Consider the following 19,416-nt stretch of genomic DNA (forward strand, 5'->3'; position numbering starts at 1 on the left):
TGTACCTCCTGCCGCTGTGAGGGAAGGAAGGGCGGGGAGGGCGTTGATACAGCTGTGGGCTCATCGTCTGGCGATGGCAATTATCACCACATCCCGGGTGTTGTCCGACCGCACCAAAGGGGAGATTCGCTAACTCCACAGAGTGCATGTCCCCCCAGGGGGACAGTTTGCCTGCCAAAAAAGACAGGACAGTAGCAACCCTCCTTCAATGGAGGCATGAACACTTCACCCATTGCCGCGGCTGACCTCGTCAGCACTTTCGACCTGACCAAACGTTACGGTGACCACACTGCCGTCAGCGAGCTGAACCTGCGTGTCCCTGAAGGTGGGATCTACGGTTTTCTCGGCCCTAACGGGTCAGGAAAGTCAACAACGATGAAACTTCTGCTCGGGCTTATCAGCCCCGACGCGGGACGAATCCTCGTTCTCGGCCGCGAGGTTGACCGCCGCAGGCCCCTACCGCCAGGTTCGATCGGGTCGCTCATCGAAGGCCCTTCTTACTACCCCAATCTCACCGGCAAAGAGAACCTTCAGATGCTCGCCGATTATCTCGGCGTGCCTGGAAACCGCGTTGATCATGTGCTGGCTGTGGTCGGTCTGAGCGAGGCCTCTTCGAAGCGCGCCAAGCACTACTCCCTGGGCATGAAACAGCGCTTGGGTTTAGCCATGGCGCTTCTGCCTGAACCACGCCTGCTCCTCCTTGATGAACCTACTAATGGCCTTGACCCGGCGGGCGTGGCGGAAATACGGGAACTCATTGTCGCCCTCTCACGGGAGCAAGGCATTACCACCATCGTTTCCTCACACATCCTGTCCGAGATCGAACACATGGCTGACACTGTAGGGATTATCCTCAATGGACAGTTGCGCTATCAGGGGCCGCTGTCCGGCCTACACGATGAAGGAACGATTGAGTTTCGCCTCTCCAACCCTGCTGCTGCGCGCGTGATTTTCGAGGCCGCCAGCGTTCCCTACGCTCTTGAAGCAGGTGTCGTGCGTGTGCCCATGATGGAAGACACGCGAGCGGCCCGTCTGACTGCTGACCTCTTCCGCAATGGGCAGGAGATTTATCGCGTACAAACTGTGCGTAAGACCTTAGAACAGGCCTTCTTGGAACTGACAGACCCGGCGACCCTCGCGCCTCCGGCTCCAGAAAAGCACACCTTTTTCGCGCCCTTCACTAATGCGCAGCCCTCCTCTGCCACACGCCCGTCTCACACTGCAGTGTTCGGAGGCACACAATGAAAGCTCTGCGCCTAGAGATCCTCAAACTCAAACGCTCCCGCTTCTGGTCAATCGCCGCAGGTAGTGCCTCCATTGTCCTGCTGTGGTTCGCACTCCTGACTCTCCATCGCGCACACGGTCCGGAAGAATCCCGACTGGCAGTCTTTGCCGTCAACGAGGCCGTGAACCTCAGTGGCATCCTCATTCCCATTGTCGCCGCCCTTCTGGCCTCTCGAATCATCACCATTGACACTGAACAGGGAATGGGAGACACGCTCACGGCCTTCGGCCAACCCGCACGCCGACGGTGGCTGACTAAACTCCAGCTCGTCCTCGGCTGTGTGGTACTCATCGAAGGACTGATGCTTGGCGTGGCGGAAACTGGCCGAGCATGGGGCCTGGTCACGAGCCCGGCGCACGACAGTGCGCTCCTACCTACGGCCCTCGTGCTTTTCGCAGGCACTATTGCCACAGTTTCGGCACAGCTCGCCCTCGCCACCATCTTCGACAAGCAAGGCATCGGCCTCGCCTGTGCCGTCATCGGTGGTATCGCCGCCTCATCTCTGCCCTTCCTTGGCGCTGAATACCTCGGTTGGTTGCTGCCGTGGGGCCTCCTCGTCGCTGCGAACCCAGTGGCACCACTTCCCCAACAAATCGCAGGAGCTGACGCGCTACTCATCAGTTATCCAATCCTCTACGCCTGCGGGGCGCTCGCGGCCGCCGTGCTCTGGTTGGGAATTGCCCGCGTCCTCGTCACTAGGAAGGAAACAGCACAATGAACGCAGCTACCTCCTCCAACGTATCCGCCCGTCTCACCTCGCCATCCCCGACTCTGCCATCCTTCCCCTCCACGCCTCGACCACCCCGAGTCTCCGCTGGGCGCATTAGGGCAGCTTGGCGGTGGGAGCGTCGCAAAGCACCACAACTGTGGTTGTGGATTGCGTCGCTAGGACTCTGGGGATTCGGGTTGACTATCGGCGCCGGACAGTACCTGTCCTATACCGAAGAGTTCGTTGAACAAGGTCTGACATGGTCGGCGTTATGGGCTCAAAGTACCCTTCTTGTCAGTATTATTTTCCTCCCTCTCATCCTGGCTGCAGCGTCGGCGCAAACCGGCGCCCAAGAACATGCAGGCCGCAACTGGCAACGAATGGCCGCCGTGGGTGTCAGGCGCGACGTCATCGCGGGTAAACTCCTGCACACCTTCACCACCGCTGTTGGCGTTACTACCATCTTCTACGCCCTATTCATTCCTGTTGGACTGTGGCTGGGGTTCCCATTGGGGGAGGGCTTTGCCTACCTGGTGCGTTTTGTGCCGCTGACCCTCGCCTGCTGGCAGATTCTTCTCGCCGCGAGCGCCTTGAGTGCGCGCATGACGTCCTTCGCTGCGGTCATGTCTACCGCTTTGGTCACGACAATCATTGGTTTGATGATGACGCTTGCATCTGGACCGTTAGCGAGCATCTTTCCCACGGTCCTCCTCACAACCGCAAGTGGCGCGCGCGAGGTCGATACGATTACCTCCATGGGATCAGCATTTTTGGCGAGCCTCTTTTGTTGTGCGTGGGTGGGCGTGTGGACAGTCTTTCTCAGCCGGTGGTCGGCACGTCAGGACGCGTCGTGAACGCTGTGCGCCGCTTCTTCACCCCACTTCCTGAGGGTGAGCCTCCCGGCCTCCTTAGCCGTATCGTTCTGATGGGCGCGGGCGCCGTGCACCTGGTCGTGCTCACTCGGGTAATGACTCAGTTGGGCGAGGAAGCTCCTGCCTTCGTCGCCCTCGCGCTCACCGGCGCGTGTGTGGTCACTCTCGCGCTTGCCTGGCGAAGGCCCCTGCTGGCGGTGCTCCTTACCAGCACGGTCGTTGTGAGCGCGGCTTTCGTGGGCATTGCGTCGGCCTACCTTTTCCTTCTCTTTGCGGCGGTGTATGTGCTGGTGGTGCGAGAGGCGGATGGGCCTCGCCTGGGCGGAGTCGCTGTCTCCCTCATAGCGTTGGTAGGGGTGAGCTCTATCGATTATGGGGAGGTGCCGTGGACGAATATCCTCATTCCGACGGTGATGATCGAGGCGCTCGCGGTGGTGCTGGCGTTAATTGGGCGAGCACGCCGTGACAAGCAGCGTTTTGAGCGGGAGCGCGCGGTGCACACTCACGAGCGTGCCGTGATCGCCTCTGAGCGTGATGCAGCGCGCGCCCAGGCCCGCATTGCGACGGAATTGCATGACAGTGTGGGGCATGATCTCACCGCTATCATTGCCCTTTCGGAGGGGCTGAAAGATACGGGTGAAAGCGCAGAATTCAACGAGGCAATTGACCTGATTAATACCCTCGCCCGTGAAGGGTTGGACGCTACGCGACAGGTGGTCACGTCACTGAGTGAGCCTTTGGAGAAGTCGTCTCCTGAGAGGGATGCTCCTGCGCCGAGGTCTTTGGGGGATGCTCCTCGGTTCAGCTCAGCGCCAGGGGATACCGCTGCGACTGACGAGGGTGGAGCCGCAGGTGGGCAAGGAGTGAGGGTGAGGGGCGACGTTGAGAGAGGGCGAAGCTGGGAGGAGCTTGATGCTCTGATTGGGCGAGTGCGCCAAACTGGACTCATTGTGGTCGTGACAGAAACTGGCGTGCGACCTGCTGTGTCCGAAGTGGTGAATGATGTTTACGTTATCGTCCGTGAAGGCTTGACTAATGTGATGCGTCATGGGCAGGAAGCGTCACGGGTGAGCGTGGCTTTGGACTACGCAAGTGAGCAGGTAGCGGTCACAATCACCGACAATGGGCGAGGGGTGAGCGTACCTTCACCGCTGTCGCAGGCGCAGGTAGGCCTACCTATCGGTGTACACAAAGGAGGGCACGGACTGGCTGGATTGAGGCGCCGCGTTGAAGCGCGGGGAGGCCGCTTGAGCGCCGGACCGCATCTGGAATACGCTGCCGGGGTTGCCACTGCACCCCTTGTCGGCCACGCCGACTATGACCCCCAAACCGCAGATGAGGGCCGCCACGCCACAGATCAGGTTGGCGATGTGCAGGGGTGGCGTCTGTACGCGCATATTCCCTACGACTGCGTAGCTTCTGCGCCGTCGCCCAGGTTTTCTGGTGCTTCCTGCGGTGCTTCCGTGAACAGTGAGCGTCCCTTGGAGCCGGAGGCCCCATGAGCATTCCAGTCATGATCGTTGATGATCAAAAACCTACTCGCGTGGGCTTGTCTCTGATCGTTCGTAAAGCGCCTGACATGATGGTGCTGGAGTGCGCCGAGAATGGGGCGCAGGCACTTGAACAGTTGCACATGCGGGCTGCCAACGCCCAGCTTATGCCCGCAGTGATCCTCATGGATGTGCGCATGCCTGTCATGAATGGCATTGACGCAACTGCCCATATCGCACGCTTCTATCCGCAGGTGAAGATCCTGATTCTTACCACCTACGATCAGGATGACTACGCCTACGGCGCGCTCAACGCCGGAGCTGCTGGATTCCTTCTGAAAGACACTTCCACCACTGATCTTCATGCGGCGATCCGTGCTGTTGCTGCAGGTGATGCTGTTCTTACTCCTCGAATCACGCGGCAGTTGCTGAACCAGCACATGCGAACCACGGCTCTCACTCCTGAACAGCGGCGTGCTCGGGAGATCATTCATACGCTGAGTCCGCGAGAGAGTCAGATCGCCACCCTGGTTGCTCAAGGCCTGAGCAACGCTGAGATTGCCGAGGCGTTAGTGCTGCAAACAGAGTCGGTGAAAAAGAGCGTCACGAGGATCTTGGCAAAGACGGGGTTACGCGACAGGGTGCAGTTGGTGATCACCTTGCGTGACGCCTCCCTCACCCGTGAGTGAAGTCCCCTGAGTGACTTTAGGAGCGCAGCGCATCGGAGGGTTCAATGCGAGATGCGCGCTGGGTTGCTACGACACCTCCGAGTAGGCCCACGCAGATTCCACCGAGTATGCCCAGTGGAAGCATGATGGGGTCAAGAACTGGTTGCCATTGGCGGGCAAGAGTCACCCCTAAAATGACCAGGACGGCTGTGTAAACTCCGACGATACCTCCCAGGATGCCGATGACAAGCGATTCGGTCATGACCAAACCGGTGACGTGAATCCTGCGTCCGCCGATTGCTCGTCGAAGGCCGAACTCTCCGATTCGTTGGAAGACTGCTGCTGTCATGGCGTTCGTCATGGAGAGTACTGCGCCAAGCAGGGCAACTCCTGTCAATGTCAGCAGCATGGTTTGAAGGTTGCTTTCAATGTTTTCTCGAAGTGTTGTTGGGTCAGGTGGAGCGTCTACTCGAACGTTTTCTGGGGATGCTGGGATCCAGGCGACGGGCCCTTGTTCAGCGACTTGCTGCGCTGCCCCTGGCACTACTTTGACTTCGGCGCTGTAGTAGCGCACATCAGAAAATGACTGTGCTTCGTCTTCGCTGGTGATGATCGAGCGCATGAGGCCCAGTTGAAGACCGGCGTCTGTTAAGACTCCCACTACTCGTTTTGGTTGCCCATCAATCCAGACGACTGGCGAGGCTAAGAGCGGCCCAAGGTTAATCTCTTGGGCGACTTGCGCTCCCAGGAGCACTTCTCCGTGAGAGAGAGCGGGAAAACGCTTCTCAGTCACGGACTGCGCGCTATCCGTCGGCGGTGTTATTTGTCCTAAGGCTCCGATTGTCCCGTTCCCGGTTTCGATAGTGACGATCTGGGAGGGTATGTAGCCGTCAACCACACCGACAAGATCGTAGGGGGTCGATGCTTTTTCTGTGACGGTGGCGGGAGTGGCAGTGATGCGATGTTGGCCGTGAGTCACTGTGATGAGGGCGTCCTCGACGCCTGCCAGTTTTTTCACTCGTTCGAGGGATTCGTGGCTACGGGCTTGCCGCCCGCCTGGCGAGGTATGTGCCGCTGAGCTTTGCATGGCTACACGTTGGTTTCGCTGGGCGTCGAAGATGTCGGAGACCTGATATTGAGCGGTTTGTGCTAGCCCCGCAGTTGTCAGGGCAAGTCCGACGCCGAGGGCAACGGAAGCGACGAGCGCGATGGTGCGCGCGGGTTTTGCCCACAGTCCCTTCCAGGCGTCGCTCACAGCATCTGTGATGCGGACTGTGGAGCTAGTCCCTTCTGGTGTGGGCGAGGCTGTCTCCTGTTCCCGAGCAGGTTTGTGCGGTGGAGTTGCGGGGTGAGTCTCGCTGACAATCCCATCGAGGACGTGCAAACGCCTGGGTGCTCTGGCTGCTACGGCGGGGTCGTGGGTGACGAGGATAATGGTGATTCCTTGGGCGTTGAGGGCTTCAAGGGTGTCCATCACCTGTTGGCCATTTGCTTGGTCGAGGTTGCCTGTGGGTTCGTCGGCGACGAGGATCGGCGCGCCGGAGGCGATGGCGCGGGCAATGGCGACGCGTTGGCGTTCCCCGCCAGAGAGCGTCGCGGTGTCTTGTTCTGCTTTGTGTTCAAGTCCAACAAAGCTCAACGCTTTTTCTGCTAGTTCTCTGCGGCGTTTGGCGGGGAGGCCTCGGTAGAGGGTGCCAAGAGCCACGTTGTCGAGGACGTTGCGCCCATCAAGCAGGTGGAAAGACTGGAAGATGAAGGAAAAAGTGGAGGAACGGAGGCCGGCTCGTTGTACGTCAGTCAGTGTTGTCGTGTCAGTGTTGTCAATGAAATAGCCGCCACCTGTTGGGGTGTCCAGAAGGGCGATCTGGTTGAGCATTGTCGATTTTCCTGACCCGGATGGTCCCTCAATGACGACATATTCACCCTGCTCAATGGTTACTGTCGCGTCTTTGAGGGCCGTGACATTAACCGGACCGGTGTAGGTTTTTGCGAGCCTTTCGAGGCGCAGGGTAGCCATCAGCGATCCACTCTGACCTTGAGGCCTTCGCTGAGTGCCGTGTCGGCGTGCATGGATTCAATGGCGCACATTCCTGTGACGCAGGCGAGTTGGCGGATAGGTACTTGAATGAAAGAGTCCGCCTGCTGAAGCAGGATATGTGCCTGACCGGCAGCATCAGTGGCAATGGCCCGTTGAGGTACAGCTAGGACGCCCTGGAGGGGATCGGTGAAGTTAATGGTGATGAGGATGTCGTTGTGTCCTGCCCATTCCAGTGGGATAGTGCCGTTTTCGGGGGTAAATTCAATGATTGAGCTCCCTGAGCTCTCACGCATCTGGGCGCCTTCTCCTTCTTCTTTTTTCTCGGCGATTGTGCTGATGCGGACGTTGATTTCTTCGTGTCCAAGCACTGCGGTTCCGGGACGTCCTTCCATCAAACGTGCCGCCACAGGTCCGGGCACTTCGCTGCTGACGGTGATGGTCGAGGAGGCTAAAACAAGCACGCTGTTTTCATCCCCAAGGGTTGTGCCCAGCCCGGGAACAGCGTTGACGTGCGCGGGTAGGCCAGGAATGACGAGGATTTCGCTGGCGGGCAGGTACGTTTCTTTCTCTACCTTGGTGGGGGCGGCGGGCCTGGGTGCGGCGGATGCGGATTGAGCACTATCCGGCGCGACCTCGGATGTGGGGGGTTCTGGTTTCTTTTCTCGCTGGGGTGCTTTTGCACCGTTTTCCGAATAGAGATCCTGAATGCACGCGGCTGTCCAGGCGCCAAAGTGCCCGTCTGGGCTAAGGTCGTAGCCGAGTCCTTGCAGGGCTTTTTGAATCATGCGGACGTCTTCGCCGCTATCTCCTGGGCCCAGATCACGATAGAGAGGAAAACCCCCGGAGAGCGCGATGAGTGGGCGATCGTTGATCCATGTGATGACTGCTCCTGAGCGGAGCTCTTGGCCCTGCTGGATTCCCTGCGAGGTGATGACAGATGTTGCCCCAGCTTTGAGGAGGGTGAACTTTCGTTCCCCTGACCGCCTGGCGCTTGCTTTCATGGTTGTCCGCTCAACCAGGTCTGTTTTCTCGATCGCAACAAGGACGGGCTGCGCGGCAGGTGGTGCAGCGGCGGCGGCGCGCTGCGCGCTGGATTGGAATTGGCTGGCTGCAACCCAGGTTGCGCCGATGAGTGCGAGCGCTACGACGATGACAGTGCCGATGATGAATCGGCGTTTTGTCCGTTTGCCTGTGTGTACTGTCAAGTCATTCTCTTCTGTGAGGACTCTTCTGAGGTGGAGCTTGCACTGCTCATGCAGCGTGACTTTTCAGAGTTGGGGCCGGTTCAGAGTAAGGGCCGGTTTTCTGGCACTCGCGTGCCGAGTAATTGATGGGTGTTTATTGCGAGGAGTGCCAGCAGAAGCTGACTACTTGTAGCCGTACTCGGCAAGAATCTGGAGGGCTCGGGCTGCTTTTTCGGCCCTCCCGTCAAACTGTGAACGGAGCTCCTCGCGATGCGCCGTCACGAACTCTTCACGGATTGCCCATTCTGCCTCGTAGAGTTCCTCATTCCAGCCCGAGCTTTCACGGCATTGGGCGTCGTGGACGGCGACGGCAATCTCATCGGCACTCGCTGCGTCAGCATTTGGACTGCTGGAGTCGTCGAAGGAAACCCAGCGCTCTTGAAGGCTTTCCGGCAGTGCATGAACAGAAGTAACATCCCACGGCTGGTCTGGAAGGTCAGGGATGCCCAGGGGCTGCATGCACTCATTCCAACGCCCGGCTGCGGCAACCAGGGCAGGGGCTTGACGGTCGGCGTGGAGTCGGTTGAGCTGTGACCCCACAGTCGCTTGGGCTTCGAGTACTTCCAGCGCCATGTCCGCTTCACTACCCAGGAAGGAAGCATCGCCCGAGTCGGTGCCTGGCGCTGCTTCGTAGTTTCGTTTCTTCCATTCCTCAACGCTGATCCCATCGAAACGGGCTCGCGCGATTAAATCGCACTCCGAGTCAGCCATTCTCTGCTCGTGGGATTCACTCTGGGGATCACGGTAGGGAACACCTGGAACTTGGCTGGGATCAGGAGCCAGACGATACCCGTACTTGCCGGCGAGTTCCTCGTTAAAGAGCCGTTCCCCACCCGGTCCGTAGGATTCGGAGCGCGGAGCGAAAGGAACGAGGTGCATTTTTTCTTCCGTGAACCCTCGCTGGTTCATGCACTCAACGCGCATGAGAACCTGAGCCGCAGTTTCCAGTTCCCAGTCACGATGGTCGAAATACGGGTCTGTTGGCAGCGTCCACTGTTTGCGGTCTTTCACTGGAAGTTCATCACTGAAGATCGGCATACGCGAGGGGTCAAAAGTCACCTCTGCCGCGCTGCTTTGGGCGGCGCTTTCAGCCACAGGCTCCTGCTTTCGCGACGTGTCCTCAGCCTCGGTGGCCGTGCAGCCTGCAAGGACGATCGCGCCGATAGTGACACTCCATAGTGCCTGCCTGCGTGCCGCTTTCAGCATGAATCCTCCTTGAATATCTGCTGACGTGCTCTTTTATCCTATGAGCGGGAAGGCATGTTTCTCTATTGAGTTTTGTTAACAATTCCTGCACGTGCTGCTCGTAGAGCCACTTCCGTTCGGGACTGGCAGCCGAAATGATCCAAGATCTGGGTGACGTACACGCGCACGGTGCCTTCTGAGTAGGCGATTTTCTTGGCAATTTCTTTGTTTGTTGCCCCGGTGATGAGTTCGTCGTAGACGGCGCGCTGTCCGGCACTGAGTTCGTCGACGAGTTCGTTCCAGTGTGTGGAGGAGCGGTGGTAGTCGCCCATGAGTTTGAGGGTGCTGATGGCCGCATTCGTTGCTTGGGGGGACAACACATGCTCGCCGACACGGATACGCTCAAGTGCGTCGATCACGTCCTTGATGGGCATGTCTTTGGTGAGGAATCCGACTGCTCCGGCTGCCATTGCCGCACTGAGGCGTTCAGATCGTTCGAAGGCCGTGTACATGGCGACGCGAATATTCGCGTGCTCTTCAGTAATGATGCGGGTTGCCTCAACACCGTCAAGGTGTGGCATTTCAACGTCCATCAGCACGAGGTCGGTGGGGATCGTTCGCAGGAGTTCGAGCGCTTCGTATCCGTCGTGTGCGGTGGCGACAATCGTGATCTTTCCGGCTCGCTGGAGCTGACGGGCAAGGCCCTCACGCAGGGCATCGTTGTCTTCGACGAGCATGACCTTCATGGGGGTTGGCGCGGGGCGTGTCACGGTTCTTCCTTGTCTTCTGGGCTGGCCTGGAAAATGGGGATGCGCACGCTGTGGAACCAGGTTCCGTTTGCTGGGCCGATGAGGACATCAAGGTCGAGGGTTTGGGCTTTTTCGTAGAGGCTTGCAATGCCCAGTCCTGAACTGAGCGCCGTTTCTGTTTCACTTTCACTCAGATGTGCGCAGGGGGACACGAGTGCGATTTCGAGGTGGTGGTGGGTGGTCTCAGCCCAGAGAGAGATGTCGCTTCCGTGGGGGGCGTATTTGGTGCAGTTGATGAATCCTTCTCGTAGGAAGGTGCACAGGAATTCTGTCGCCCGCTGGTTGAGGGCTTTGTTGAGGTAGGAGCGGTGGGGCAGGTCAATGGTGAGTGAGTGATCGCCGCGGGTGAGAATTTCTTGGCCCTCTCGGATGACGTCGCCAAGGCTGAGGTTCTGCTTTGTTTGCCCTCCTTCTGCGTTGGTGAAAACCTGACGCAGGTATGTGGATGCTTGTATGGCTTTGTTTTCAATGGTGGCGATTCCGCGCGCCATGTCATCTGCATGTGGACTGTCAGCACTGTGGGGGTGGAGGTTGTGGAGTTCGCGTGCTGTCATGATGATTGCGGCGAGGTCGGTCATCACGGAGTCGTGAATGTAGCTGGCAATGTCAGCGCGTGTGGATACGGCGATGGTGTGGATTTCTTCTTCGAGTTGTTCGATCTTTTTCCTGTTGGTGTACAGGAATGTCCCCATTCCGACACCCAGACATGACTGAATGCTCAGGGATGTCAGGCGCTGAATGGGTGGAACTGGCCAGGATGCGCCAATGTGAATGGAGGCGATTGTTCCTACGGCAAGGAGGGCGTAGGGCCAGTAGCGTTTCTGGGCGATGAGTTCAGCGAGTGCAAGTATGAGAAGCAACCCGCTGAAGGGGATGCCATTTCCGATGGCGGTAGTGGCTGAGGCTCCGATCACTGCGCAAATGCTGAGTGCGCCGATCAGCGGCCAGCGGGTGAGGAGTATGGCAGACAGGAAGATAAGAAGACTGGGCGTTAAGGCGCTGAGGGGTCTTCCTTGCAGAACGTGGATGACCAAGAAATCCGCACAGAAGAGGGCAAGGGCAGAGAGGGCGTATGCATGGTTCTTGTTCAATGCCTGCCCTTCCTTTGTCGTGCTTTCAGGATTTTAGTGTGCAGGATTTCAGGCCGCTTGCGGAGCCCCCTTCTTCTTAACTTTTGTTAACGAGGCTTTCGCCGGGGTGCTGGTAAGCGCTACTGCCCGTAGCCGTTTTCGAGGTAGACCTCGGTCGCGTTTTTGACGTGCTGGCGTTGCCGCTCGAGGAGCGGAGCAAGTTCGGCGCGGTGTGCGGTGACAAACTCTTCACACAGCTTCCATTCTTCCTCGTACAAGGTGTCAAACCAGCCTGAGGAACGCCGACAATTCGCATCGTGTACGGCGTACTGCACTTCTTCCTGTGAGGGTGTTCCGCCAGTGTCCCAATTCCATCGGTCCTGGAGGGAAATGGGCAGATCGTAGCTTGCTGTCTCCCACGGAAACTCTGGAAGATCAGCAATCCCCAATGGTGCCATGCATTCACGCCATTTTTGTGCAGCATCAAGCAAACCAGGCTGTTGAAGATCCAACGCCAAACGACCCAGTTGCCTTTCAGCATCCGAGCGGGGATCTTCACCGAGGAGAGCGCGGGCTTCCTCTTCAGTTTGAGGAATTTCCTTGAGGGAGGAAACACGCTGCATCTCTTTCTTCAGTGCCTCATATTCATCGGGAGTGATCCTTTGCATCGCACTTTCACGACACTGCTCTAAGTGCTGTTCCGCGTCGCCACCCAAGGTCGAGGCGTAGGTGTCAGGCGGTGGAGCCCCCTCCACGTAGGAGTTGTTTCCATCCAAGCGATAGCCAAAACGGGATGCAATGCCCTCATTAAATATTTTCTTGCTTGACCCCCAAGGATAAACTTCATCTTCTGGTTGGAACAGCTTGATATGAAGCGGGAAGTCTGCATAGCCTTTTTGCTGCATGCAGTGAACTTCCGCCACAATTTTGGCATTTTCGACATAATTACCGACCGCGCGTCCCCTGTAAGCATCCGTCGGCAACACCCAGCGATCTTGATTTTTCTGAGGAAGTGCATCAGATAGCACGATCTGCGGGATGCTTGTCGCCCCTTCGAGGCCCTGATTGCTCGATTGAGGAGCTGGCGTTGCCTCTTCAGGGGAAGAAATATCACCTGCATCTGATGCGCTGCAGGAGGCTAAGACAAGAGCGAAGCAGAGCAAAAATGCGGTTGAGCGTCCACGTGACTTCATTGTCCTCATCTCCGAGATACTCAAGGTTTTCGTTGGGGAGCATTCCGATGCTCCGGGCCGCTGCAGGTCTGAATGGCAGTTTTCTCTCTGCTACGAGGCAGCGATCGTTGAGAGTTGCTTCATAATACCTAATAGAGAGCGGAGTTCAACCCACTTCACTTGTGCCTGCAGACAAGGCGGGCGCAAGCGCGGGATACAGGCGGATCTTTGCCATAACGGTAAGGGGCCGGGTGAACGCGCTACTCGCGTTCACCCGGCCCTCACGTTTAAGTAGATAGCGCCGTCAGTCCTCGCTTGTGCGCACCTTCGAGATGCGGCGACGACGACGCGGCGCACCACTCGCGCCAGAAGTCTTCCCAGCAGAGCCTTGAGGCGCAGCTCCCTGCTGATCGCCCATAGTCTGCGCGTTCGCCCCGCGCCCGCGACGCGAGCTGATCCGGTGCTCAGCATCGGTGCGGTGTCCAGAACGTCCACCGCCAGCGCGCTTAGCAGCGCCAGCGTCACCGCGCTCGCCAGCGCCCTCAGCGCCGCGGCCACCTCGTGCTGCAGAACCTCCTCCGGCAGACCCGCGACCACCCGAGCGGCCCCCACGGCCAACAGCGCGGCTGCCACCAGAGCGCCCACCAGCGGTACGACCTCCAGCGCTGCGTCCTCGCCCAGCGGAACGATGACGAGTACCGGTCTCACCCAGGTCCTCAAGAACCTCAGCCGCCAGCCCCTCTCGCGTGCGCTTTGCGCGCGGCAAACGAGAGGTCACATCAGAAGGAATATCCAGGTCAGTAAATAAGTGAGGCGACGTGTGGTAGGTCTCCAGCGGATCGGTCACGCCCAGGCCCAAAGCCTTCGAGATCAACCCCCAACGCGGCACATCATCCCAGTCCACAAAGGTCACAGCCGTGCCCGAATTACCCGCGCGGCCCGTGCGGCCAATACGGTGAATGTAGGTCTTTTCATCCTCCGGACACTGGTAGTTAATAACGTGGGTGACATCATCAACGTCAATGCCACGCGCAGCAACATCGGTTGCCACCAGCACATCCACCTTGCCCTTACGGAAGGCGCGCAGAGCCTGCTCGCGCGCGCCCTGACCCAAGTCACCGTGCAGTGCGCCCACAGCAAAACCATTGGCAGTCAGTTCTTCACCCAGGCGGGCAGCCGTGCGTTTCGTCCGACAGAACACCACGGTCTTCCCACGCCCGCGCGCCTGCAGAATGCGAGAGACAACCTCACCCTTATTCATCGCATGCACACGGTAAATGACCTGCTTAACGGACTTCACCGTCGCCCCCTGATCGGTGGGATCCTGAGCGCGAATGTGCGTGGGCTGCTCCATGAACTTACGCGCCAAAGCAATGACCGGGCCGGGCATGGTCGCAGAGAACAACATCGTGTGACGATTCGCGGGAGTGCGCGACAGCAACACCTCAACGTCGGGCAGGAAGCCCAGGTCAAGCATCTCGTCGGCCTCGTCCAAAACCACGGTTTCCGCACCCGACAGGTGCAGGTGACCGCGGCGCAGCAGGTCAATCAGACGCCCAGGAGTGCCCACCACAATATCGACGCCGCGCTCCAATGCCTCGATCTGCGGCTCAAAAGCGACGCCACCGTAGACATCGAGAATACGCAGGTTGAGGTATTTCGCGGCCGCGCGCAAATCGTCACCCACCTGCTTAGTGAGCTCACGGGTGGGCAAAATAATGAGCGCCTGAGGCTTATTGGGATTGAGGAGGTCCTCATAGCCCTCCTCGTCGGGGGCAATGACGTCTTCGAGGACGGGAATACCAAAGCCCAAGGTCTTACCCGTACCGGTTTTCGCCTGACCAATAATGTCGTGGCGGTCAAGGGCCACGGGCAGGGTCAGGGCCTGAATGGGGAAGGGGTGGACAATACCGCGTTCTTCGAGGGCGTCAACGATGGGGTCGGTCACGCCAAAGTCAGCGAAAGTCTTCTGGTTGAGGTCTTCCTCGCCACTGTTGGTAATGTCGGCGTCAACCTCCACCTCCGGCGCGGGCGCAACGATGTCGCCCAAACGCACCACAGCGGCAGAGTATTCCACAGGGGGTGCAGTTTCGGGGGACGAGGCCGCAGCGGTGGCCTCGTTTTCGGGGAAGGATGCAGAATCGGGCAGGGGGGCAGCCTCGGGTGCGGGTGCGCCAGGGCGTGCAGCGTTTTCAGTGGTCATCACGATGAGCCTTATCTCCGGACGCAAAACCATCCGGTGTTGTGGAGCAGCCGATCGTGGAATACCACCCGCGGAATCTGGCGGGACGCGGCGCTGTGCGCGCGTGAATGAAACATGTCAATGAAACAGTCGAGACGATCGGTCAGCCGTCGGTCACTCCCTAGTTTAGTAGGTGGAAGGGGAGCTGAGACTAAGTCGCCTGATGAAAAGCGGTGAGTTTGCGCTCAATGGTGGGGACACAGCAGCGCGCGCTAGGCTTGGATCATGGATAAGGTCTACGAACCCGTTGATGAAGGAACCCGCAATGTCGTGGGACTCATCGCATATGCAACCTTGGCTGCAATGACGCGTCTGGCAAAGGACGGTGACGGCGCGCCAACCATTGCCGCTCACATTGAGCACGCTCACATGTCTGCTCGCGCCTACGTGGTTTTCAGCCAATTAGAGCTGTGGGCCGTGCACCGCGATGTGGATCTCCAAGAAGCCGCTGGACAGTACAAGGGGCTCTTTGATGACCTTGATGCCCGTACCCGCCCCGATAGCTGGTGGGAGCGCACGGTCAAGACCTACGTCACTATCGGTATCCTCGCTGATTTCTTGCAGGAGGTCGCGCGGCGCCGTGAACTGTTCTCCGGCGCGATCGGGTGGGATCTTGGGCAGAACGAGTGGGAGCGCGCCGCTCTTGCTCCATTGACTGCCGTTGACGGCCAGATGCAGGCGCGGTTGTCATTGTGGGCGCGCCGTGTTGCCGGTGAAGTTTTCGGTGTGGTTCTGCTGCTCCTCGAAGAACACCCCGATCTGCTGGCACAACCGCTGGATAAGCCGGGCATCATTGAGATGCTGAGCGCTCGTCACTGTGAGCGAATGGAAAAGCTTCACCTGCAGCCTTAGGGCCTGTTTGCCTCGTGCGCTGTACTGAGAGAGTGAAGAATACTTTGTAAATACTGGGAGGAACAGCGCACGAAAACGGTGGGTGAGCGTGAAGCTCACCCACCGTGAGAGTGAAACAGTGCCGACCTGCAAGCGAGGCCCACTGTGAAAGCTGCGCTACTTTTACAGGGCGAAGCCGACGCGGCGAGGTTCTTCCGAACCAATTTGGCTGAAACCAATGGCGGTGGCGGGGATCAGGACACGTTGGCCGTGGGCGTCGGTCAGGTCGAGAATGGTGCCCTGGTTGAGGGCTGTTGTGAGATGCGCAGCGAAGTCATCTGCGGTCATGTCAAGATCGAGGACGAGTTCTCGGGCGACGTTGCGCACGCCGATTGTGACCTTCATTGAGGGCTCCTTTTTATCGAAAATGGCGACTAGCGCCAGTTTAGTTGACCCAAATCCGGGGTGCCTCTGAAACTATAGAGCCATGAGTGAAATCCAGGTCGATCTTGTCGCTCCGTCACAGGAGGCTGCGGCCCTTCCCATATTGGGGGAGGCTCAGCGCATGGTGCGTGATGCGAGCGCGCGGGAGTCCATGATTGTGCGTGGCGCTCCAGGATCCGGCAAGACGACCACGGCTCTTGCCGCAGCACAGGCAGCGCTAGAAGCGGGCGAAAGAATCGCTGTTCTTGTGCCTGATCGGGTGCGTGAAAAACTCTTATCGGGCCGCATGCAGCTTTTGGCCCCTCATCTGGTGCGTCCTGTGCGCACCCCGGCTTCATACGCCTACAACGTGGTGAATGTGTGGCGAACGCGCCGGGCTGACCCTCTAGGGGATTTGCAGCTCATTACGGGAGCTCAGGAGGACGCTACTGTCGCTGAACTTCTCGGGCAGGGGGTGCCTGAGTGGAATGACGTGTTCGCTCCAGATTTGTTTGAGACGAGCATGATGCGCATGGAGGTGCGCAATCTTTTCAGCCAGGCGGACGAGCACGCATTGAGTGCCGAGGATTTGGAAACTCTCGGTCAACGTTACGGGCAGGTCACATGGGTGGGTGGGGCGCGTCTGCGTCACCGGCTGGAGAAACGAGCTGACAGTGACCCTGAGGTGCGTGGAACAATGCGCGTGTCACATTCGCGTATCCAGCACCTTGCTGCACAGCTTTTACGTTCATGGGATGAGGATGCCTCGGCCCAGGGGGTGAGTGAAGCTCTTCCTGTCCCTGACTTGCTGATCATTGATGACCTTCAGGACTGCACGCCAGCGACCCTTGCTCTCATAGAAGCCATCCACTCCTGCGGTGCCCGCATTTTGGCTTTTTCTGAACCAGATATCGCGGTGGCCTCTTATCGGGGCGGCTATGCGAACGCCGATATGCTGCTTGCTGGCGCGACAGGGATTGACATCCGTGAATTGGGGGAGGTCTACCGCGGAAATCGGCAGCTTCGTGCGGTGGTGCAACGCATTTGCGAGGGTATCGCGCAGCAAGGTCCCGTTGGGCGTCGAAGGGTCAGCGTGAGCGCTGGTGTTGACGAGGTTCCTGCTTTGCTCCCATCTGTCGGGCACCTTCCGAGCGCCGGGGGAGGCGAGGGGGACAACACCGTACGTCTCCACATTGCTGAAACCCGGGCTCAGATGGGCGCACAGCTTGCTCGCCAGTTGCGTGCCCATCACCTCTACGATGGGGTCCCCTGGGGTGAGCAGGTGGTGATTGTCCGATCGGCGGCTGCCGCTGAAGATATCCGCAGGCAACTTCGGCGTGCCCATGTCCCCATCCAGAATCAAGAGAGGGCTTTTTCCTTCACGGCCGAACCCGTGACACGGATTCTTCTGCGCCTACTGGCAGTCACAGCTCACCGAGGTGTTGATAACTCTCACCTCATCGAGGAATTGGTTGCCTCTCCCCTTATCGGCGCTGATTCGGTAGACGTGCGGAGGCTGTGGCGGATTCTGAGCGCTGAAGGGGCGTTCTTGCCAGAAAGTTCACAGGCCCATCCCGATACTCCCCATGAGCAGGCCGGCGCGGAGGCCGGGGTTGATCTGGCAGCACTCCTCACCCGTTATCGTGATCCTGAGCAAGCCCGACGCGACAGGGAACAGATCGAGCGTCTTGGCCGTTACGCTGATGTGTGCGAACGCCTCACTCGCGCAGCCCAATTGTGGGGAATGAGTCAAACAGCCGCAGAGAAGAGACCTCGCGAGGGTCTTTGGGATTTATGGGAAGGGGCGGGGGTAGCCCAAGTATGGCAAGAAGAGGCCGTTAAAGACACCGCCGAGAGCTTCTGGTATGACACTCAACTTGATGCTGTTGTAGCTTTATTTCGCGTCGCAGACGTGTGGGAACAACGCAACCCTGCTGGAAGGGCCCAAGAGTTCGCAACTGCAATCAACGAGCAGACTCTCCCTGTGGATACGATCGTTGACACTGGTCAGCGTCCGGCTGGTGTTCCTGTCCTCTCTGCCGCTCAAGCAGCAGGAGGACAGTGGCAGGTAGTTGCTATTGCAGGCGTGCAAGATGGCCTGTGGCCCAACACGGCTTTGCGGAATCAGATGCTCCACGCCGACACGCTGGGCACTCTCATGCTTGGGGCTCGTCAAGGCGCTGACGATCTCACCTGGGAGGAACTCACTCACGTACGCAACAGGCGACGCGCGGTGAAAAATGACGAGTACCGCCTCTTTGCCTGCGCCGCCTCGCGAGCCTCCCGTTACCTGCATATTGCGGTGGTTCTCAATGAGGATTCCATTCCCTCTGAACTATGTGATCGTGTCCTGGCGGGCATTGAATCGACAGGCGCAACAGTTGAACGAGGAGAGGACGGACGCCCCCTGTATCGCGCGGAAAAAACGGCGGCACCCCTTGATTTTCACGGCTTAATGGGAGCTTTACGATACTGGGCTGCGCGTGAAGAAGCCAGCGACGAAAAGGAGGCGGCGCTGACCGCCCTCGCCCTTCTGAAACGAGAGGGGATTCCCGGCGCTGACCCCGTGTACTGGGGCGGGGCAGGCGGATTAACCTCGGAAGCGTCGATTTTTGGTGACGACCCTATTCGCGTGTCCCCCTCGGCCGTGGAAACCATGGAGAAATGTCCGTTGAAATGGTTTTTCCGAAGGATTGGAGCCGATAGTCGAACGGGGCTGTCCCAATCCTTGGGTACCCTTATTCACGCCATTGCCGAGGCTCACCCCAGTGGAGACGCTGCTACCCTACATGCCGCGTTAAATGAAGCCTGGCCTGCGCTGGCTCAGGAACTAGAGCCTTTCGAAGAACGAATAGAGCGCGAAAAAGCTGAAGAACTCATCGAAGGGCTTGCCGCCTACCTTGCTCACGTTCCAGCCGGGCAGACGGTGGAAACAGAGTTCCGAGTCTCAGCACATATGGGTGACTACATTATTGGCGGGTCCATTGACCGTCTTGAATCCGGTGACGCTGGCGTGCGCGTGGTGGATTTCAAAACCGGTCGTGAAAAGAGCGCGCAAGAAGCTCAAGAAGACCCACAACTAGCAACATACCAGGTCGCTTTGGACGCTTTGGGGTATTCGATAGAAAGCGCCCAACTGCAATACTTGCGTGTGCCAGAAGGCAAACGTCCGCCTGTGCCTCGACATATTCGTGCAGCTCGAACTCAGACCGCTTTCTCAGCCGAGGAACTCAGCGCCCAGCGCGTGCACCTTCGCGCGCTCGTCGAACAGATGAAAGGCCCGACCTTCACCAGCATTGTTTCCAGCGAATGTGATCGGTGCATTTTCACGGCAAGCTGCCCTGCGCAGGGCGGGGCAGAACGGGTGGTGAGCTAGGT

Annotated in this window: 15 protein-coding genes; 7 read left to right on the top strand and 8 right to left on the bottom strand. The window is 58.7% G+C overall.

Annotation, left to right across the window (positions count from 1 at the left end; genetic code table 11):
• Positions 1-216: 216 nt before the first annotated feature.
• The 5 genes from EII11_RS06185 to EII11_RS06205 are packed head-to-tail and all read left to right on the top strand — an operon-like array spanning position 217 to position 5,045.
• A complete protein-coding gene (locus EII11_RS06185; RefSeq protein WP_124870219.1) occupies positions 217-1,245 on the top strand; it encodes an ATP-binding cassette domain-containing protein in 1,029 nt (342 codons plus the stop codon).
• Positions 1,242-2,003, top strand: coding sequence for an ABC transporter permease (locus tag EII11_RS06190; protein WP_124870222.1), 762 nt, complete (start codon positions 1,242-1,244; stop codon positions 2,001-2,003). Before EII11_RS06185 ends, EII11_RS06190 begins: the two co-directional genes overlap by 4 nt.
• Positions 2,000-2,848 (top strand): ABC-2 family transporter permease, encoded by an 849-nt coding sequence (locus tag EII11_RS06195; RefSeq protein WP_124870224.1) that lies wholly within the window; start codon positions 2,000-2,002, stop codon positions 2,846-2,848. Before EII11_RS06190 ends, EII11_RS06195 begins: the two co-directional genes overlap by 4 nt.
• Positions 2,800-4,368, top strand: coding sequence for a histidine kinase (locus EII11_RS06200; protein ID WP_124870227.1), 1,569 nt, complete (start codon positions 2,800-2,802; stop codon positions 4,366-4,368). Before EII11_RS06195 ends, EII11_RS06200 begins: the two co-directional genes overlap by 49 nt.
• Positions 4,365-5,045: a response regulator transcription factor gene (locus tag EII11_RS06205; RefSeq protein ID WP_124870229.1), complete on the top strand. Its 681-nt coding sequence runs from the start codon at positions 4,365-4,367 to the stop codon at positions 5,043-5,045. The genes EII11_RS06200 and EII11_RS06205 overlap by 4 nt, the downstream gene beginning before the upstream one ends.
• Positions 5,046-5,061: 16 nt before the next feature.
• Here the strand turns inward: EII11_RS06205 and EII11_RS06210 are convergent, their stop codons facing one another.
• The 7 genes from EII11_RS06210 to EII11_RS06240 form a co-directional block, all read right to left on the bottom strand.
• Positions 5,062-7,041 carry an ABC transporter ATP-binding protein/permease gene (locus EII11_RS06210; protein WP_124870231.1) on the bottom strand — a complete coding sequence of 660 codons (1,980 nt, stop codon included), beginning with the start codon at positions 7,039-7,041 and terminating at the stop codon, positions 5,062-5,064.
• The gene (locus EII11_RS06215; RefSeq protein WP_124870233.1) at positions 7,041-8,267 is read right to left on the bottom strand and encodes a peptidoglycan-binding domain-containing protein; all 1,227 of its coding nucleotides are present in this window, start codon (positions 8,265-8,267) and stop codon (positions 7,041-7,043) included. Before EII11_RS06215 ends, EII11_RS06210 begins: the two co-directional genes overlap by 1 nt.
• Positions 8,268-8,429: 162 nt before the next feature.
• Complete coding sequence (locus EII11_RS06220) at positions 8,430-9,512, bottom strand: hypothetical protein (protein ID WP_124870236.1); 1,083 nt, start codon at positions 9,510-9,512, stop codon at positions 8,430-8,432.
• Between the two features lie 62 nt (positions 9,513-9,574).
• Positions 9,575-10,261 carry a response regulator transcription factor gene (locus EII11_RS06225; protein WP_124870239.1) on the bottom strand — a complete coding sequence of 229 codons (687 nt, stop codon included), beginning with the start codon at positions 10,259-10,261 and terminating at the stop codon, positions 9,575-9,577.
• Entirely contained in the window at positions 10,258-11,391 is a 1,134-nt protein-coding gene (locus EII11_RS06230; protein ID WP_124870241.1) for a hypothetical protein, read from the bottom strand. The genes EII11_RS06225 and EII11_RS06230 overlap by 4 nt, the downstream gene beginning before the upstream one ends.
• 119 nt (positions 11,392-11,510) lie before the next feature.
• A complete protein-coding gene (locus EII11_RS06235; RefSeq protein ID WP_165867086.1) occupies positions 11,511-12,572 on the bottom strand; it encodes a hypothetical protein in 1,062 nt (353 codons plus the stop codon).
• Positions 12,573-12,846: 274 nt separating this feature from the next.
• Entirely contained in the window at positions 12,847-14,745 is a 1,899-nt protein-coding gene (locus EII11_RS06240) for a DEAD/DEAH box helicase (RefSeq protein WP_124870248.1), read from the bottom strand.
• 264 nt (positions 14,746-15,009) lie between these two features.
• Between EII11_RS06240 and EII11_RS06245 the strand changes: the two genes are divergently transcribed.
• On the top strand, positions 15,010-15,636 hold the full coding sequence (locus tag EII11_RS06245) for a ferritin-like fold-containing protein (protein WP_124870251.1): 627 nt from the start codon (positions 15,010-15,012) through the stop codon (positions 15,634-15,636).
• 162 nt (positions 15,637-15,798) lie between these two features.
• Here EII11_RS06245 and EII11_RS06250 read toward each other — a convergent pair whose 3' ends face one another.
• Entirely contained in the window at positions 15,799-16,020 is a 222-nt protein-coding gene (locus EII11_RS06250) for a DUF3107 domain-containing protein (RefSeq protein ID WP_124870254.1), read from the bottom strand.
• An 82-nt stretch (positions 16,021-16,102) separates the two neighbouring features.
• On the opposite strand from EII11_RS06250, the gene EII11_RS06255 reads away from it, so the two are divergent.
• Positions 16,103-19,414 (top strand): PD-(D/E)XK nuclease family protein, encoded by a 3,312-nt coding sequence (locus EII11_RS06255; protein WP_124870257.1) that lies wholly within the window; start codon positions 16,103-16,105, stop codon positions 19,412-19,414.
• The last annotated feature ends 2 nt before the right edge of the window (positions 19,415-19,416 follow it).

The sequence above is a fragment of the Schaalia canis genome, assembly GCF_003858455.1.
In the GTDB taxonomy this organism is placed as follows: domain Bacteria; phylum Actinomycetota; class Actinomycetes; order Actinomycetales; family Actinomycetaceae; genus Pauljensenia; species Pauljensenia canis.

Coding starts and splice junctions, on each gene's coding strand:
- EII11_RS06185 (WP_124870219.1), top strand. CDS start 217: ATGAACACTTCACCCATTGCCGCGGCTGACCTCGTCAGCACTTTCGAC.
- EII11_RS06190 (WP_124870222.1), top strand. CDS start 1,242: ATGAAAGCTCTGCGCCTAGAGATCCTCAAACTCAAACGCTCCCGCTTC.
- EII11_RS06195 (WP_124870224.1), top strand. CDS start 2,000: ATGAACGCAGCTACCTCCTCCAACGTATCCGCCCGTCTCACCTCGCCA.
- EII11_RS06205 (WP_124870229.1), top strand. CDS start 4,365: ATGAGCATTCCAGTCATGATCGTTGATGATCAAAAACCTACTCGCGTG.
- EII11_RS06210 (WP_124870231.1), bottom strand. CDS start 7,041: ATGGCTACCCTGCGCCTCGAAAGGCTCGCAAAAACCTACACCGGTCCG.
- EII11_RS06220 (WP_124870236.1), bottom strand. CDS start 9,512: ATGCTGAAAGCGGCACGCAGGCAGGCACTATGGAGTGTCACTATCGGC.
- EII11_RS06235 (WP_165867086.1), bottom strand. CDS start 12,572: ATGAGGACAATGAAGTCACGTGGACGCTCAACCGCATTTTTGCTCTGC.
- EII11_RS06240 (WP_124870248.1), bottom strand. CDS start 14,745: ATGACCACTGAAAACGCTGCACGCCCTGGCGCACCCGCACCCGAGGCT.
- EII11_RS06245 (WP_124870251.1), top strand. CDS start 15,010: ATGGATAAGGTCTACGAACCCGTTGATGAAGGAACCCGCAATGTCGTG.
- EII11_RS06250 (WP_124870254.1), bottom strand. CDS start 16,020: ATGAAGGTCACAATCGGCGTGCGCAACGTCGCCCGAGAACTCGTCCTC.
- EII11_RS06255 (WP_124870257.1), top strand. CDS start 16,103: ATGAGTGAAATCCAGGTCGATCTTGTCGCTCCGTCACAGGAGGCTGCG.